Source organism: Asanoa iriomotensis (genome assembly GCF_016862515.1).
GTDB classification, from domain to species: Bacteria; Actinomycetota; Actinomycetes; order Mycobacteriales; family Micromonosporaceae; genus Asanoa; species Asanoa iriomotensis.
The window spans coordinates 22,511-37,439 of record NZ_BONC01000030.1; the positions used below are offsets into that span (position 1 = coordinate 22,511).

Genomic DNA, 14,929 nt, shown 5'->3' on the forward strand with positions numbered 1-14,929 from the left:
TGACAATCGTGACGGTCACGCTCAACGGCAGCGCCTGCGCGGGAGCGGCCCAGGCCACCAGCCCTGTCGCGGCGACGGCGGCGACCACGAGCGCCGCACGTATTCGCCCAGGAACGAGCCGTCTCGCATTTCTGACCCCTACCAATCTCATTTGCGCGCACCCCTTTCCGAAAGAGCATTTCGGGACGATGGTCGTCGCGCCGAGAAGGCGTCGTCAAGGCGACGTACAGCCGGCTTTCAAGTCGGATCAAGGACTGGCGAACACAATTCGTCACCCGTTAGAAGGAAATTGTGATTCCCAATGGAATGGCGTGTATCAAACGATGCCCAAGTCCATCCGTGAGCTTTTCGGCCGGTAGGCGGTGCGCGTTCGGGTCAGGCCAGGGGCGCCGGGGGTCGCCATGGCCGGTCGCACAGGGCGTGGTCCAGGAACGCGAACACCGCCTCGTACCAGATCCGGACGTTGCCCGGCCTGGTGATGTCGTGCATCTCGTCGGGGAACTGGAGCAGTCTCGCGGGCCTGCCCAGCCGCCGCAGGTCGTTCAACGCCGTGAGCGCCTGGGTGAACGGCACCACCGGATCCAGGCTTCCGTGACTGAGCAGCAGGGGCGTGCGCATCTGGTGGGCACGCGAGCGGGGACTCTGCCGCCGGTATGTGTCGGCGGCGTCCAGCGGGTGCCCGAACTCGGCGTGAAACGTCGGCGCCATGGTGCTGCTGCCGACGAACTCGCCCAGGTCCCAGATGCCGGCGTGGACCACGGCCGCGCGGAACCTGCTCGATCGCGCCACCAGGTGGTACGCGAGGAAGCCGCCGAACGAACCGCCCATCACCGCGGTGCGGTCGGCGTCGACGTCCGGCCGTGCGGAGACGACATCCACCAGGCTCATGACGTCGGCGCCTGGGGTGCCCGCCCAGTCACCCCAGGCACGCTCCGTGAAGGCCTGACCGTAGCCGGTCGACGGGGCCGGATCAGGCATGAGGACGGCGTAGCCCTTCGCGACGGCCAGCCAGGGACACCACCGCCACGACCAGGCGTTCCAGCTGGCTCGCGGGCCACCGTGCAGCCACACCAGCAGCGGCCGGGGACGGGTTCCGGCGGGCCGGCACAGCCAGCCGGACACCGGTGCCGAGCCGATGTCCGCGACGACCCGTTCCAGGTGGCCGGGCATCGCGGGATCAGGTGTTGGGCTGGGCAGCACCTGCGGCGCGCGCCGGCCGGACGGGCCGTGCGGGCGCTGTCGGGTCGGCACGGGCACCCGGTCGACCGCCGAACGGATCGCGTAGATCTCGTCGCCGCGAGATTGGACATCGGTGAAGCTGCCCGTGCCGGTGAGTCGCCGGACGGCGCCGGTCGCGATCTCCACGCTGAAGACCGGTCTGCTGCCGGCGCGGTCGGCCGTGAAAAGCAGTGCGTCCGGCGTCCACGCGGCCGGAGTCGGCCAGACGTCGACATCGGTCGCCAGGGGGCGCCCACCGTCGGCCGGGTCGGCGAGGTCGAACAACCACAGCGTGCCGGACACCGGCGCCCCCGGGCTGCCCGCGCCGGCGGAGCCGCCCGACACCCGGGTGCAGGCGAGCCACCGCCCGTCCGCGGACAGCAACGGGCTGAAGAAGTCCGCGTCGTCGTGCGGGGCGAGGGGCCGCCATCGCCACGGACTGTCCGTGCCGCCACGCTCCGCGAGGTGCAGACCAAGGCGCCGCTGCCGCTGGCCGTCCACGATCGACTCCGCCACGACGCGCAGCGCGTCCTCGGCGACCGCGAAGCCGCCGCGCAGCCGCGCCCCGCACAGCTCCGGTAACAGGGCCGCGGTCTGGGAAGCGAGAGACAGGCAGGCCAGGCGGATCCGCCTCTGCCCGGCGCCGCGACCATAGTGGACCGTCTCACCCGGCTCGTAAAGTGCGGCACCCTTGCCCTGGGCCTGTCGCGTCACGTAGAGAACCTGGTCGGCGACGGCCGCGTGTGCGTAGGCCGAGACACCACCCGGTGGGGCGGCCAGCGGTCGTGCCTCGCCCCGGTCGAGCGACCGCCACCACAGGGCGGTCCGGGGAGGGCCGGTGTCAGCCTCGGCGAGGTACAGCACGCACCGGTCCGGCAGCGCTGTCACGGCCCACCCCGGAACGGGAGCCGGCTCCCGGTCGCCGGCGTCCATCAGGACGGAACTGCGACCGGCGCCAGGAAGGTCCAGTTCCAAGGTGTACGACCGTCCGTCCGCCGCGGCAGACAGACCGACCAACCGTGGCAGGGCAAACAAGGACGCGGGCGCCGGCGGATCGGCCACGTGCTGCCTCCTGAGGTGATGCCTCCGAGGCTTCCACTGCCGCTACACACGGGATACACGCTCCCGGTGTTCGGATCATGTGTAGGCGGCGACTCTACGTTCACCTTCCGACGCATTCCAGGGAGGTAGCAAGATGACGGTGACAGCGGTTCGAAACGACCAGTTGACCGACAGCGATCCGTTCCTGCTCGAGATCGTGCCGGCCGACGCGCTGACGGCCTGGATCGACAGCGATGTCGAAGGCCCGGTCGCTCGCACCTGCAACTGCTACGGCAGCTGCGGCGCCACGATCCACCAGACGGGCACGGAATGCACCTTCGGCAGCACCACCTGTCTCGAGCGCTGAACACGCGGGCGGCGCGCCGCGGATCCGCCCCGGCGCGCCGCCGGCCCCTGCCTGTCCAGTGACTGCCGATCCAGAGGCGATGCCGATGCGTTCCCTTTCCGCAGTGCCGGCCCTGGGGGCCGGCCTCGGTTTCCGGACCGAGTTGCACGACCAGATCGTTGCCCACCACGACGACATCGACTGGCTCGAGATCATCACCGAGCACTTTCTTCTCAGCCGTCCGCGCGAGGACCGCGTGCTGGGTGAGTTGCGGGAGCTGTTCCCCATCGTGCCGCACGGCATCGAGATGTCGATCGGCTCTCCCGGTGAAGTGGACCCGCATTACCTCGAGGCGCTGGCCCGTCTCGTCAAGGCGATCGACGCGCCCTACTTCAGCGATCATCTCTGTTTCACCCGGGCGGGCGGGGTCAGTCTGGGATCGCTGACGCCGTTGCCCCGCTCGACCGCACTGGCCCGGGAGCTCGCCGGTAAGGCCCAGCGGGTGCAGGAGGCGGTGGGCGTGCCTTTCGTGCTGGAGAACATCACGTACCACGTGGATCTGCGGACCGGCATGTCCGAGGCCGAGTTCATCGCCGAGTTCTTCGAGCATTGTGACTGCGGACTGTTGCTGGACGTGACGAACCTCTACACCAACGCTGTCAATCACGGCTTCGACCCGCAGCATTTCCTCGACGTGATTCCTACCGAGCGCGTCGTGCAGGTCCACCTGGCCGGCGGGATCGAGGAACCCGGTGTTCTGCTCGACTCCCACTCCACGGCGGTGCCTGAGCCGGTGTGGCGGCTGTTCGACGACGTGCTCCGCCGGGTTTCGCTGAAGGCGGGAATGATCGAGCGGGATCAGGACTTCCCGGAGGACTTCGGCGACCTGCTGACCGAGGTGGGCCGGGCCCGCGCCGCGATGCAGCGCCCGGTGCCGGCATGACCAGTCCCGCGTTCTATGCGGCGTACGCCAACATCCTGGTGTCACACGAACTCCAGGACCTGCTGCGCCGCGAGCCCGAGTCGGTGCGTTCCCGCTACGGACTCAGTGCCGACGAAATCGTGCTGCTCACCTCGGCGAGCCCGCGCTCGCTGCACCTGTCCCTGCACATGCTGCAGGCCAAGCGGGTCGTCCTGCTGGAGCAGATGCTGCCGCAGACCCTGCGACTGCTCCAGGAGCACGACGCGGGCCGCACCTTGTTCGACTACGTGGCGGACGCGATGCGGCGACCCGACGTGGACATGCTACGGGCGGTCACCCACGGCCATGACTTCGTGTCCTGGTTGGACAGCCGGACCGCCGGCCAGTTGCCGGCCGGTGTCGCCGACCTGGCACGGCTGGAGGTGGCGGTCGCGGGCCTTCCTCCGCTCTCCTCCGCCGAGGGCGGCGAGGGCGGCGAGGGCGGCGAGGAACGCCCGGCGACCGGTGCGCTCACCGAGAAGGTCTTCCCGGAGCTGCTCCCGGGGCTGTGCGTCATCACCGTCGGCTGCGACCTTCTCGGGCTTCCCGCGCGGCCCTCCCTCGCGGACCTCTCGTCGATCGAGCAGCGGCCCGCGGGTGTCCTGGTGCGGCGCGACGCGCGGTCCGGCCGCCCCGCGTTCCACCGGCTCGGCGTCATGACCGCGGGGTTGCTGTCGCGGTGCGACGGTCGGTCGTCCCTGGATGCCGTCGTCGCCATGGCCGGGGGCACCCCGTCGGCGCGGCGCGGCGCCCGGGACGTGCTGCACCGCGCGGCGCAGCAGTCGCTCATCCGTCTGTTGCGGGCGCCGCTGGCAGGGCCAACGGTCGTCCCGGTCCTTGATCAGCCATAACCGTGAGGATGTGTTCGTCATGCGCATTTGCGCCGTTGTCAAATATCCGCCGATCGAGGGCGGCGTCAGCGCCCTGAGCTACCGCGTAGTGATGGCACTCGGCGCCGCCGGGCATCAAGTCAGCGTGGTCACCAACGCGGACGAGGTCGAGGACGACTACCGGATGTGGATGCGGCCGGAGGACCGCGCGCGACTGGAGGCGTCCTTCCCCGGCGGCGGAAGTGTCTCGCTGGTCCCCACGTCGGGCCTGGGCCGCAAGTTCGCCGCGTACATCCCGGCGAGCAAGCCGTTCGTCACCAAACTCGCCAGCCTGGCCACGGAGGAGATCCGGCGGATCGACGCGGACGTCGTCTACTCCTACTATCTGGAGCCCTACGGGCTGGCCGCGCATCTCGCGGCGCAGTGGACCGGCGTGCCGCACGTCGTGCAGCACGCGGGCAGCGACCGCACCCGGCTCATGGCCCATCCGGAACTGTCGCTGGCATACCGGGAGGTGCTGCGGCGAGCGGACCTCGTGGTGGCCCGGCCGGGAACGATCGAGGGATTCGGGGTGGATCCCGCGCGGGTGACCAATCTGGGACCGCGACGACTGGCCTCCTTCCCCCAAGCCGACACGCCCGCGCTCGACATCGACGCCACGATCGCCGAGCTGGCGGCCGCCGGCCATCCCTGGGTCACCAACACCGACCCGTTGCCGAAAGACCGGGCGACGTTCGGTATCTACGGGAAGGTCAGCCAGTTCAAGGGCAGCTACGACCTGGTCGACGCGCTGGCCAAGTGCCGCGCCGCCGGCCACTCGTTCAACCTCGTCGTCATGGCCGGAGGCATGTGGCGGGAACGCTTCCTCGAAGCGGCGCGGCACGCCGGCCTCGGCGACCGCACCTGGACGCTGCCGTTCCTCCCACACTGGCGGGTGCCGGAGTTCCTGCGCAGCCTCACCGCCGCCTGTTTCCTGGAACGCCGATTCCCCATCGCGATCCACACCCCGGGCGTGCCGGCCGAAGTGCTCACCGTCGGCACCTGTCTGGTGATGTCCCGGGAGATCGCGGAGAAGCAGCGGTTCCGCGATGAACTCCAGCAGGGGCGGAACTGTTACGTCGTCGAGGATCCGACCGACGCCGCGGAACTGGCCGGCGTCCTCGGGCGGATCGCCGCCGACCCGGCGGAGGCGCTGCAGGTCGGCCGGGAAGGGCAGCGGCTCGTGGCGGACGTCGGGACTGACGTCGAACTGGCGGCCGACTACGAGCGGCTGTTCCGGCGGGCCGCCGACCTCCGTGCCGACCGGGACAGCCGCACGGCCGTGGCGCCGGTCCCCGACGGCCAGTGGGACCTTCTTCGCCGGTTCATGCCGGCGACCATGGCGGTGCTGGGCGAATCGCGGGACGAGGTCCTGGCGCAGGTTGCCGCGGACGGCCACCCGAGTGCGGCACACCGCACCTACGCGGGCGGTGAGGCCGCCGTCGCGTGGATCACGCAGCAGGCCGGGACGCTGCCGGAGGGCGCCCCGGGGGCGGCCGCCTTCGAGCTGGATCTGTTGTGGACCCGCCTCGACCTGGAGAGCCACGACGGCGCCCCGCTGTTCCCACGCCGTGGTGCGGGTGCGCTCGTCCTTTCCGATGTGGTCGGCCCCGGCTCCCGGGTTCCGGTCGCGGCCAGTGGCATTCGGATCCGACGCCACCGCGGTGACATCGAGTCCGTCCTCGCCGACCTGCGAAACGGATCCACGCCCCCCGCGTCGACCGGCGAGGAGACGCTGTTCGTCTTCCTCAAGCGCGGTGACCTCGACGGTGCGGTGCGACGCATCAACCCGGCCACCCGGTCGCTGTTGCAGCTCTGCGACGGCCGCACCCCGGTGACGGAGATCGCGCAGCGGCTCGGCGGTGAGTACGGCGTCAGCTACGACGAGGTCGAGCACATGGTGCTGGAGCTGGCCAACGAGCGGCTGGTGCAGATGTAGCCGGCCGCACCTCGAGCACTGCTTCGCAGCCACAGGGAGGAAACCGTGGGTGAGTCACTGTCGGAACCGGATTTCCGCTGCGCGGACGTCCTCCTGGTGCGCGTCGCCGCGCGGCCACTCGGATGGGGTCACGCGACCACCCCGCGGGACGGTGATGACGAGACCCTGCTGGACCGGATCAGGGAGCTGGCCGGCGACCCGGTGCTCCGCGAGGCGGTCGCGGTCGCCAGTTCCAGCCTGTCGAGGGCGTTGCACGCCGCCCTGACCGGGCCGACATCACCCAAACCGAAGGATCTGCGGCGACTGCTCCTGAGCCTGGAGTCGTACCGGATGCGGATGTCGGCCAGGGCCACACCGTTCGGGTTGTTCGCCGGCGTGGCGAAGGCACGATTCGACGAGACCGGTGCGGCTGTGCTGAACGGCGGTCACCGCACCCGCACCCGGCCGGACATGGGATGGCTGGCCGGCCTGGTCGCGACCCTGGAGACCGACCCGGCCGTGCTGCCCCGGTTGCGTGTGGTGACGAACGCGTCGTATGTCGTGCGCGGCGGGCGGCTCGAGTTGATGGACCGGGCCGGCCCGGCGCCGCAGGACGCCGACCCGGAACCGCTCACCTCGCTGCGGTGCACGCCGGCCGCGCAAGCGGCTCTCGATGCGGCCGCCACCCCGATCGGCGTTGGCGACCTCGCCGAGCTCCTCGCCGCCAAGTGGCCCGGCGCATCCTCGGGCCGATCGCTGCAACTGCTCAGCGGGCTGGTCCGGCACAGGTTCCTCCTCACCGACCTGAGGCCCCCGTCCGATTGCGCGGAGCCCATCGGGCACGTGCTGGACCGGCTCGGTGAGCACCCCGCCGCGGTGGAGCTCGGCGCGATCAGGAGTGCGATGGTCGAGTACGACCGGCTGGCACCCGGCGAAGGTCTCCCGGTCCTGGAGCGGTTGACCGAGCGGATGCGCGTGGCGCGGCCGGCCGGCGACGTGCTCCACGTCGACCTTGCGGTGCGTGCCGAGGTCCGCATCCCGACGCTGGTCGCGCGGGAGTTGGAGAAGGCGATGGAGACCCTGTGGCGGCTGTCTCCGCGTCAGCCCGGAAGCCCGCGCCTGCGCGGTTATCACCGCGATTTCCTGCAGCGGTACGGCACAGGCCGGCCGGTGCCGTTGACCGAACTGCTGTCCGAGGAGATCGGCCTCGGCCTGCCCGACACGTACCGGCGCGACGGCGGGCTGCGCTCGAAGCACCAGCTGTCCACCCTCGATCCCGACGTCGAGCGGAACCGCCTGCTCGCCCGGGTGGTGGCGGACGCCGTCGCGGACCAGCGACGGGAGGTGTGCCTGGACGACGACCTGGTCGACCGGCTGGCCGGGGAACCAGCGGCGGGGGAGCGGCCACACCCCTCGATCGAGGTCAAGGCGCGGCTGATGGCGCCGTCGATGGCGGCGATGACAGCGGGCGACTTCCTGCTGGCCTTCGGCCCGTACGTGGGATCCAGTCCGGCCGGTGCCGTCTCCAGCCGGTTCGCGACCCTGCTCTCCGGGAACGAGGAGATGGGCCGCGTGGTGCAGGGGGCCGACGAGGAACTCGGCGACGAGATCCGCGCGGCCCTCGTCTACCGGCCCACGTCCGACCGGACGAACAACATATTGTCCTCGCCTCGCTGGCTGGCACACCGCATTCCGGTCGGGGTCGGCACGTTCGAGTCGTCGGTGGTCGATCTGCTCCCCGACGACCTCGCGGTCACCGCGACGAGCGACCGGCTGGTCCTGGTCTCTCGCCGGCTCGGCCGGCGCGTCCGGCCGATCCGCTTCAACGTCGCCAACCTGAGCCGGTCCGGGACCGGCATGGTCCGGTTCCTCGACGACATCGGCCGCGAAGGGCTCTGCCCCGTGCAGGGATGGAACTGGGGCGCCATGCGCGACGTCCCGTTCCTGCCCCGGATCCGGCGGGGGAGGACCGTCCTCGCCCTCGCCACCTGGCGCATCGACGACACGCTCGCCGGACCGAACGCGGCCCGGCCGGACTGGTCGCGGCGACTCGCCGCCTGGCGCGAGGCGGCCGGTGTGCCGCGGCGGATCGTCGTCGCCGAAGGGGATCGGGTGCTGACCCTGGACCTGGACGAGTCGTCGCACCGCGAGCTGTTCCGCCGGTCATGCGAGCGGCGTGGCGACTTCACCGTCCGGGAGGTGCTTGACGATTCCTTCGTGGACGGATGGCTCCGATCCCCGGACGGGCCGCACCACTGCGAGCTCGTCGTCCCGATGGTGCGGCGGGAACCGGCCCCGCCCGACCCGGTTGCCGTCCCGCCCAGCACGGCGACGCAGGTCCGGGACCGCGACCACCTGCACCTGCCGGGTGGGGAATGGTTGTACGCGAAGATCTACACGGCCGACGGCAGGCTCACCGAGCTCGCCCGCGACCACCTTCCGGCGCTGCTGGAGCGGCTCGCTTCCGGTGCGCCGCCGCGGTGGTTCTTCATCCGGTATGCCGACCCGGGGGCTCACCTGCGGCTCCGTATCTGGGGGTCGCCGACCGACCTGTGGTCCGACTCACTGCCGAGGCTGCGCGACTGGGTCCTCGGGCTGCGGGAAGCGGGTCTGGTCAGTCACCTGGCGTTGGACAGCTACGACCCGGAGGTCGAGCGGTACGGTGGGCCACCGCTCGTCGAGGCGGCGGAGCGTGTCTTCCACGCCGACAGTGAAGCCGTGATCCGGATGTTGCGGGTGCTCGAGCCGCAACGCTCCACCGCGGATCCCGTCCTGGTCGGCGCATTGAGTGTCCTGCACATGTTCGCCGCGCTGGGCCAGGAGGACGAGGCGGCGGACTGGCTGGCGCGCACCGGAGCCAACGGTGACTACCGCCGGGCGTTCACCGCACGACGCGAACAGGCACTTCGCCTGGCCGACCCCGGCGGCGCCTGGACCGAGCTGCGGCAGCTTCCTGGGGGTGACGACCTGCTGGCGGCCTGGGAGCGGCGGCGCCCTGCCCTGGCGCGGTACCGGTCCGCGCTGCGCTGCGCGGGCGACGCCACGACGTCAATGCATTCGATCGCCCGGAGCCTGGCACACATGCACTGCAACCGGCTGTTCGGCCTGGACCGCACGCTGGAGAACCAGGTGCTGTCCGTGGCGCGGAACGTCATGCTCACCCGCGCGCGCCGGGCCCGGTATGCGCCGCGCTGACGCTATTTCTGTCCGACGACGGCGAACAGGCCCGTCGGCAGCCGTTCGCTGCCGAACGACGTACGCTTCCCGGCCGTCATCCCGTGCCGCTCCAGGACGGCGACCAACCCCGCGACGTCGAGCAGAACGTTCTCGTGCCGCTCGTCGCTGCGTCGCCACGACGCGTCGGCGGAGCGTACGAACGTCGTCATCTCCTGCACCATGCGCCGGCGTCCGGTCGCGACTGGTCGCGAGAACACGGCCCACTCCTCGTTCACGCGTGCCAGGGATGTCATGTTCCGCCAGTCGTCCAGCCAGCCGAGGTCGATGACGTCGATGGCGAGGACGCCTCCGGGGCGCAGCGCATCGGCGATCGCGGTCACCGTACGCGTGACCGACTCCTCGTCGTCCAGGTAGTTGAGGACGTGTCCGACGCCCACCACGGCATCGACGGCCGGCAACCGGTCCGCGGGCAGGACGAGGCGCCGCAGGTCCGCTGCCGGCAGCCGGGTGCGGGCCCTCGCGAGCATGGCCGGCGAGCCGTCGGTGGCGATGACGCGATGACCGGCATCGAGCAGGTGACCGGTCAGCGATCCGCTCCCGCACCCCAGCTCCAGCACGACACCGTCGCGGCGCCGCACCGGTTCCAGCAGCTCGAGGATGCCGGGCGCGCAGCGGTTGCCGTGAAAGGCGAAACCGCTGTCGTGTACGAGGGCCAGGTCGTCCTGGTAGTAGTCAGGCATTGCGCAACCTCCGTCCGGCGGTCGCCACCACCGGGTTGACCAGAAGGAACGTGAGGGCGAAGAACAGGGCGAGCACGATCCAGCCGATGGACCGCAGGTCGCCGATCAGCGTGGCGACCAGGACGGGACCGACCACGCCGCGCAGCGCGATGCCGAGCGAGAAGACCCCCGCGTACTGTCCCTGCGCGGCCGGGTCGGCGAACGCGAATCGCAACCGCCAGTTCGCGGCGGAGCTCCACAGTTCGCCCGCGGTCAACACGACGACGCCGAGGACGAGCAGCGCCGTCGCCGGACCGGCGGTCGGTCCACGGGTCAGACCGAACACCACGCAGGCGAGCGCGACGGCGACGCACGCTCTCCGCTGCAACCGGCGCGCGCCGTCGACGGTGACCGCGAGCCGGGAAGCCGGCACCTGCAGGGCGACCACCAGCACCGTGTTGAGCCCGACGACCCACGCCGCCACGGCCGCCGGCGCCTGCGTCGAGCTGATGATCCAGAGCGGCAGGCCGACGCCGAGGATGACGTCGTGGACCGTGACGAGCCCGCCGACGACGGCCAGGGAGACGTACGGAAGGTCCGCCAGCGCGGACCACGGCCCGCGCCCGTCCGCCGGAGTTCCGGCCACCCGTGGCTGGACCGTGGTGACCGTTGCGGCGGCGGCGGCCGCCGCCGCGGAGCCGAGGAAGAGCCACCGGTATCCGGTGGGTGAGTCGGCCGCGACGGCGAGGCCGGTCAGGAGGACGCCCACCGTGAGGCCGACGTTGAAGACGCTGCGGAGCAGGGCCAGCACCGGGACCTGGTCGTCCTTGGTGACCACGCCCACCAGCAGCGCGTTGCCGGCGATGATGGCGGTCTGCTCCAGGAACCCGACGGCCGTGATGACGACGAGGTACGTCTCGAAGCTCCGCGCCTGCCCCGCCAACGCCAGTGCCAGGGCCTGCGCCAGGCCCGCTACCACCGCCGCCTCCCGTGGCCCGATGCGGTCGACGAGGCGACCGACCGGCACGGCCAGCAGAATCCACAACAGGCCGGACACCGACAGGCCGATGCCCACCTGCGACGGCGAAAGCCCCACGACGCGGTTGAAGTAGATCACCGTGCCTGTGGAGTACAGCCCGAAGCCGACACTGGTGAAGAAATGGGCCGCCACGAAGACCGCCGTCGACCGGTGGCGTATCCGCATCACCGATCCAGCCTGGTGGCGCGATCTACACGTCGGATACGCACGGCGCACGTGTAGGAGCGGCGTAGCACCCGCGCTCACGCTGGCCGGAACAGGTTGTGCGCGCCGCTGGCGCGCCGAGAGGAAGGACGAGCCATGTCCGACGAGCACACCGCTGACGAGTTCGTGTTGGATCTGCGCGTGGAGACCGAGCCGGCGCTGGTGTCGGGCCAGCAGATGACCGGCACCGGCACCGCGCCGGCCGTCTTCATGACGGGCACCGGAACGGCACCGGCCAGCTGATTCATTGTCGATGACAAAGCGGGTCCGGCCGGATCGGCCGGACCCGCTGCGCGTCAACGGCGGCCGAACCGCTCGCGCTCGGCGCGGGCGATGACCACGTTGCGGGCCACGGCGTGGATCTTGCCCTCGAGGGTCACGTCGGTGCCGAAGACGCGGTTGACATGCATGTGCGCCAGGCTCGCGGCGACCGTCTCCATGGTGTCGCACCCGCGCAGCGCGCATCCGTACCCGGCGACGGCGGGCCGTCGCGAGCGCCACGCCGCCACCAGTTCCGGACCGCCCGGGCGCCGCGCCAGTTCGTCCCAGTCGCCACCTGGATCGGCCAGCAGGAGTGCCTCCCGGCGCCGCGCGGTGAACGCCTCGCGGTGCTGCTGCCTGGTCCCGGTACGCGCGAGCCAGCCGGGAAGGTCGTCGGGCCCGCCGAGCGCGGCGAGCAGGTCGAGGACACTCAGCGCCCCGATGAGGACGCGGTCCGCCGTCGACGCGTGGGAGTCGAGCACGCGGAGCATCGCGACCGCCGACACGCTGTCGGCGTGGAACGCCCGTTCGGCCTCGGCGAGCACGTCCGGGCCGCCGTAGCGTTCGATCTCCGGGTCGTAGCTGTCCAGCACGACCTGGCCGAGCAGGCCCGAGCGGCGCAGGCCGGCGGCCCACTCACGAAGCGCCGGCAGCGCAGCGGCCCACAGCGCCTCCGGCTCGCCGTGCATGCGCAGCCTCAGATGGGGGAGCGGGTCCGCGTACCGCACGAAGAACCAGCGGTCCACGACCCCCGGTCCGACGAGGTGGAGCAGGCCGTCGACGTGGTCGCGAAGCAGTTCCGGCGCGCGTCTCGCGCCCGTGTAGAGCTTCGCGTACAGCCACTCCCCACCGGGCAGGTGGATCTCGTCACGGGTGCGGACCGCGGGCCGGATCCGCGGTGCTCCACCTGGGTCGTCGCCGTTCGCCTTCCGGGACACCAGCGGCACGACGATTTCGCAACGGTGGGGCCCGTCCGGACCGCGCAACCATCCGTCGCTGTCGTGGTCACCCACGACCTCCTGGACGAGCAGGTCGTCGCCGCGCTCGCATTCACGGCGGAACAGGAGCCGGTGCAGCGGGTCGTCGAGATCGAGCGGCATGCACTGGTCGCCGTCGACGAGCAGCACACGATCGGGCACCTGCGCCGCGTCGCGCCACCGCGCCAGTCGGTCCAGCCAGGGTCCGGCCACCGCGCCGTCGGCGAGCAGCGCCTCGTCGACCTGCCACCGCGCCGGTGAGAGGACGGTGCGCCCGTGGGAGACCCGTGGCAGAAAGGGCGCACTGCGTAGCGGTCCCCAGTCCCAGTTCCGCAGGCCGCAGGTGCCTTCGTGGCCGAGGTCGGCGAGGAAGCGCGCGACGCCGGGGGCGAGAACGGTCGGGTTGAGGACGTTGAACACCGCGGGTACGACCTCCCGGCCCAGCCGCGACGAGTGGAGCACGAGCCGGTCCGGCGTAGCCGTCACGGCGAGGTCGGACGGCGGCAGGTCGACGACCGTGGGGTCGAACGACCCGACACCCACCGGTAGGCGGTGATCGAGCCAGCGGGGTGAGGTCAACACGTTGCCCAGCCGGCCCACCCGGGGCTGGTACGCCAAGGCGGCCACGACGGCCGGGACGTCCGTACCGTTGATGTGCCGGATCAGCTTTGCCAGGTCCTCTCCGACGTCGCCGAGAAGGTGGGCGAAGCGGCCCAGCATCGCGCCCGCCCGACTCGAACCGAGGTACGGCCCGAGCACAAGCAGGAAATCGCCGTCACGCATCGCCGTGACCGATCGCGCCATGAGGTGCGCGTAGATCTCCACCGACGCCGGCGGACCTCCGCGCGCATCGTCGAACCCCTCGCGGTCGAGTCGCGTCATCAGGGCGTCGTCGAGCACGACCTCCCGCTCGCCACGGGCCGCGGCATCGGCGACGAGCCGGGCCAGTATCCGGTCACGACGCGGGTCGTCGCCGGTCGACGCCCGTCGTGGTTCGCGGCTCGGACGCTCGCCCGGGCGCCGGTACGGGGCGGGCAGGCCGAGGCCGCACTCCTCGGAGACGAGCTCGGTCAGGGCGACGGCCCGGCCCGTGCCGTACCGCTCCAGGAACGCGGTGTGGTAGTCACGCAGCCACGGCTGGCCGGTCCGGCGCGGCGACAGGCGCCACAGCGCCTCGGCCGCCTGCTCGATCTCGCGGGCGACCAACGCCGGGATTCCGGCGTCCACGTCGAGCACGAGGTCCACCTGGAGAGGATGGTTCGTCGGCTGCACCTCGCACATCTCGGTCCGGAGCGACTCGAACGCGGGTTGCCCCTGCCCGACCGGAAGGCCGTCGTAGGCCGCGATGTCCCGTCGGATCGCGCGCAACCGGGCGACCACGGGGTGACCGGGGAGCCGTTCCAGCAGGTAGCCGACCGGGTCGGCGCAGTCGAACGGCGGACGTAGGTCGGTGAGCAGGAAGCCGTGCACGACGAGGCCGCGGATCATCGCGGCGACGGTCTCCTCGTCGACGCCCGGAAACCCGAGCCGCACCGCCGAGACGAGGGCGTGGTGCGTGATCGGAGCGACCGCCGCCCGCAGCGCGGCGTCGACGGGGGGAGTGTGACGCAGCGATACGACTCGGCGTTGTGTGTCGTTGTCGTCGACTCCCGCGTCGGACAGGTCGGTCAGCTCGATCCGTCCGCCCCGCACGGTGCCCGCCTCGTTGGCGACCAACCGGAGCCCGGTCAACACGGCCGGTTCGGTCTCCAGGCGGCTCGCCAGCGCCAGCAACCAGCCGGCGTCGGGACGCGTGTGCGTCCGGTGGTCAAGCCCGAGCCGTGCCTGCCCGCCGGGCACGAACCGTGCGGGCGCCACGCCGGCGAACAAACCGAACGGGGTCGTGCGCGCGCCCATCCGGAGGCGGTAACGCGCGACGCTCACCGCGAGCCGGCGCAGATCCTTCACCCGCGTCGGCCGTTCGCCCGCCAGTGCGGACCGCAACGCGTCGGACAGGCTCGGGCTGGCGACCGCGATTGCCTCGCGCAGGATGGGATCGGCACTCAGGTCACGGACGCGCGCCAACCAGGCCGCCGCGTCGTCGGTGTCGACCTCGGCTCCGGTCCGGATCCCGTCACCGTGCGGGTTCCCGTACGGATGAGCCGCTGCGCGCAGCAACAGCACGTCGGCGGACCTGAAGCGCGGTTCGGTCACGGCACG

11 protein-coding genes are annotated in these 14,929 nt (G+C 71.5%); 7 read left to right on the plus strand and 4 right to left on the minus strand.

Features of this window, described 5'->3' with window-relative positions; all coding sequences use genetic code 11:
* The first annotated feature begins 8 nt into the window (after positions 1 to 8).
* Positions 9 to 359: a hypothetical protein gene (locus Air01nite_RS21220; RefSeq protein ID WP_203704525.1), complete on the plus strand. Its 351-nt coding sequence runs from the start codon at positions 9 to 11 to the stop codon at positions 357 to 359.
* 16 nt (positions 360 to 375) lie between these two features.
* On the opposite strand, the gene Air01nite_RS21225 is transcribed toward Air01nite_RS21220, so the two are convergent.
* Entirely contained in the window at positions 376 to 2,106 is a 1,731-nt protein-coding gene (locus tag Air01nite_RS21225) for a S9 family peptidase (RefSeq protein WP_203704526.1), read from the minus strand.
* Positions 2,107 to 2,413: 307 nt separating this feature from the next.
* Between Air01nite_RS21225 and Air01nite_RS21230 the strand changes: the two genes are divergently transcribed.
* The 5 genes from Air01nite_RS21230 to Air01nite_RS21250 all read left to right on the plus strand — a co-directional run bounded on the left by Air01nite_RS21230 (position 2,414) and on the right by Air01nite_RS21250 (position 9,548).
* The gene (locus Air01nite_RS21230) at positions 2,414 to 2,626 is read left to right on the plus strand and encodes a hypothetical protein (RefSeq protein ID WP_203704527.1); all 213 of its coding nucleotides are present in this window, start codon (positions 2,414 to 2,416) and stop codon (positions 2,624 to 2,626) included.
* A gap of 79 nt (positions 2,627 to 2,705) precedes the next feature.
* Positions 2,706 to 3,548 (plus strand): MbnB/TglH/ChrH family RiPP precursor modification enzyme, encoded by an 843-nt coding sequence (locus Air01nite_RS21235; protein WP_203704528.1) that lies wholly within the window; start codon positions 2,706 to 2,708, stop codon positions 3,546 to 3,548.
* Positions 3,545 to 4,417: a hypothetical protein gene (locus Air01nite_RS21240; RefSeq protein WP_203704529.1), complete on the plus strand. Its 873-nt coding sequence runs from the start codon at positions 3,545 to 3,547 to the stop codon at positions 4,415 to 4,417. Before Air01nite_RS21235 ends, Air01nite_RS21240 begins: the two co-directional genes overlap by 4 nt.
* 19 nt (positions 4,418 to 4,436) lie before the next feature.
* Complete coding sequence (locus Air01nite_RS21245) at positions 4,437 to 6,374, plus strand: PqqD family peptide modification chaperone (RefSeq protein ID WP_203704530.1); 1,938 nt, start codon at positions 4,437 to 4,439, stop codon at positions 6,372 to 6,374.
* Between the two features lie 45 nt (positions 6,375 to 6,419).
* Complete coding sequence (locus Air01nite_RS21250; RefSeq protein ID WP_203704531.1) at positions 6,420 to 9,548, plus strand: lantibiotic dehydratase; 3,129 nt, start codon at positions 6,420 to 6,422, stop codon at positions 9,546 to 9,548.
* Positions 9,549 to 9,550: 2 nt separating this feature from the next.
* Here Air01nite_RS21250 and Air01nite_RS21255 read toward each other — a convergent pair whose 3' ends face one another.
* Both Air01nite_RS21255 and Air01nite_RS21260 read right to left on the minus strand, forming a co-directional pair.
* Positions 9,551 to 10,270 carry a class I SAM-dependent methyltransferase gene (locus Air01nite_RS21255; protein WP_203704533.1) on the minus strand — a complete coding sequence of 240 codons (720 nt, stop codon included), beginning with the start codon at positions 10,268 to 10,270 and terminating at the stop codon, positions 9,551 to 9,553.
* Entirely contained in the window at positions 10,263 to 11,453 is a 1,191-nt protein-coding gene (locus Air01nite_RS21260; RefSeq protein WP_239090864.1) for an MFS transporter, read from the minus strand. Before Air01nite_RS21260 ends, Air01nite_RS21255 begins: the two co-directional genes overlap by 8 nt.
* A gap of 135 nt (positions 11,454 to 11,588) precedes the next feature.
* Here Air01nite_RS21260 and Air01nite_RS21265 point away from each other — a divergent pair, with 135 nt between their 5' ends.
* On the plus strand, positions 11,589 to 11,735 hold the full coding sequence (locus tag Air01nite_RS21265) for a hypothetical protein (protein WP_203704537.1): 147 nt from the start codon (positions 11,589 to 11,591) through the stop codon (positions 11,733 to 11,735).
* Between the two features lie 53 nt (positions 11,736 to 11,788).
* On the opposite strand, the gene Air01nite_RS21270 is transcribed toward Air01nite_RS21265, so the two are convergent.
* Complete coding sequence (locus Air01nite_RS21270; RefSeq protein ID WP_203704539.1) at positions 11,789 to 14,923, minus strand: lantibiotic dehydratase; 3,135 nt, start codon at positions 14,921 to 14,923, stop codon at positions 11,789 to 11,791.
* Between the last annotated feature and the right edge of the window lie 6 nt (positions 14,924 to 14,929).

Excerpts from the sequence above, each read along its gene's own strand:
- Air01nite_RS21260 (WP_239090864.1), bottom strand. The coding sequence starts at position 11,453 with ATGCGGATACGCCACCGGTCGACGGCGGTCTTCGTGGCGGCCCATTTC.
- Air01nite_RS21245 (WP_203704530.1), top strand. The coding sequence starts at position 4,437 with ATGCGCATTTGCGCCGTTGTCAAATATCCGCCGATCGAGGGCGGCGTC.
- Air01nite_RS21255 (WP_203704533.1), bottom strand. The coding sequence starts at position 10,270 with ATGCCTGACTACTACCAGGACGACCTGGCCCTCGTACACGACAGCGGT.
- Air01nite_RS21265 (WP_203704537.1), top strand. The coding sequence starts at position 11,589 with ATGTCCGACGAGCACACCGCTGACGAGTTCGTGTTGGATCTGCGCGTG.
- Air01nite_RS21235 (WP_203704528.1), top strand. The coding sequence starts at position 2,706 with ATGCCGATGCGTTCCCTTTCCGCAGTGCCGGCCCTGGGGGCCGGCCTC.
- Air01nite_RS21240 (WP_203704529.1), top strand. The coding sequence starts at position 3,545 with ATGACCAGTCCCGCGTTCTATGCGGCGTACGCCAACATCCTGGTGTCA.
- Air01nite_RS21230 (WP_203704527.1), top strand. The coding sequence starts at position 2,414 with ATGACGGTGACAGCGGTTCGAAACGACCAGTTGACCGACAGCGATCCG.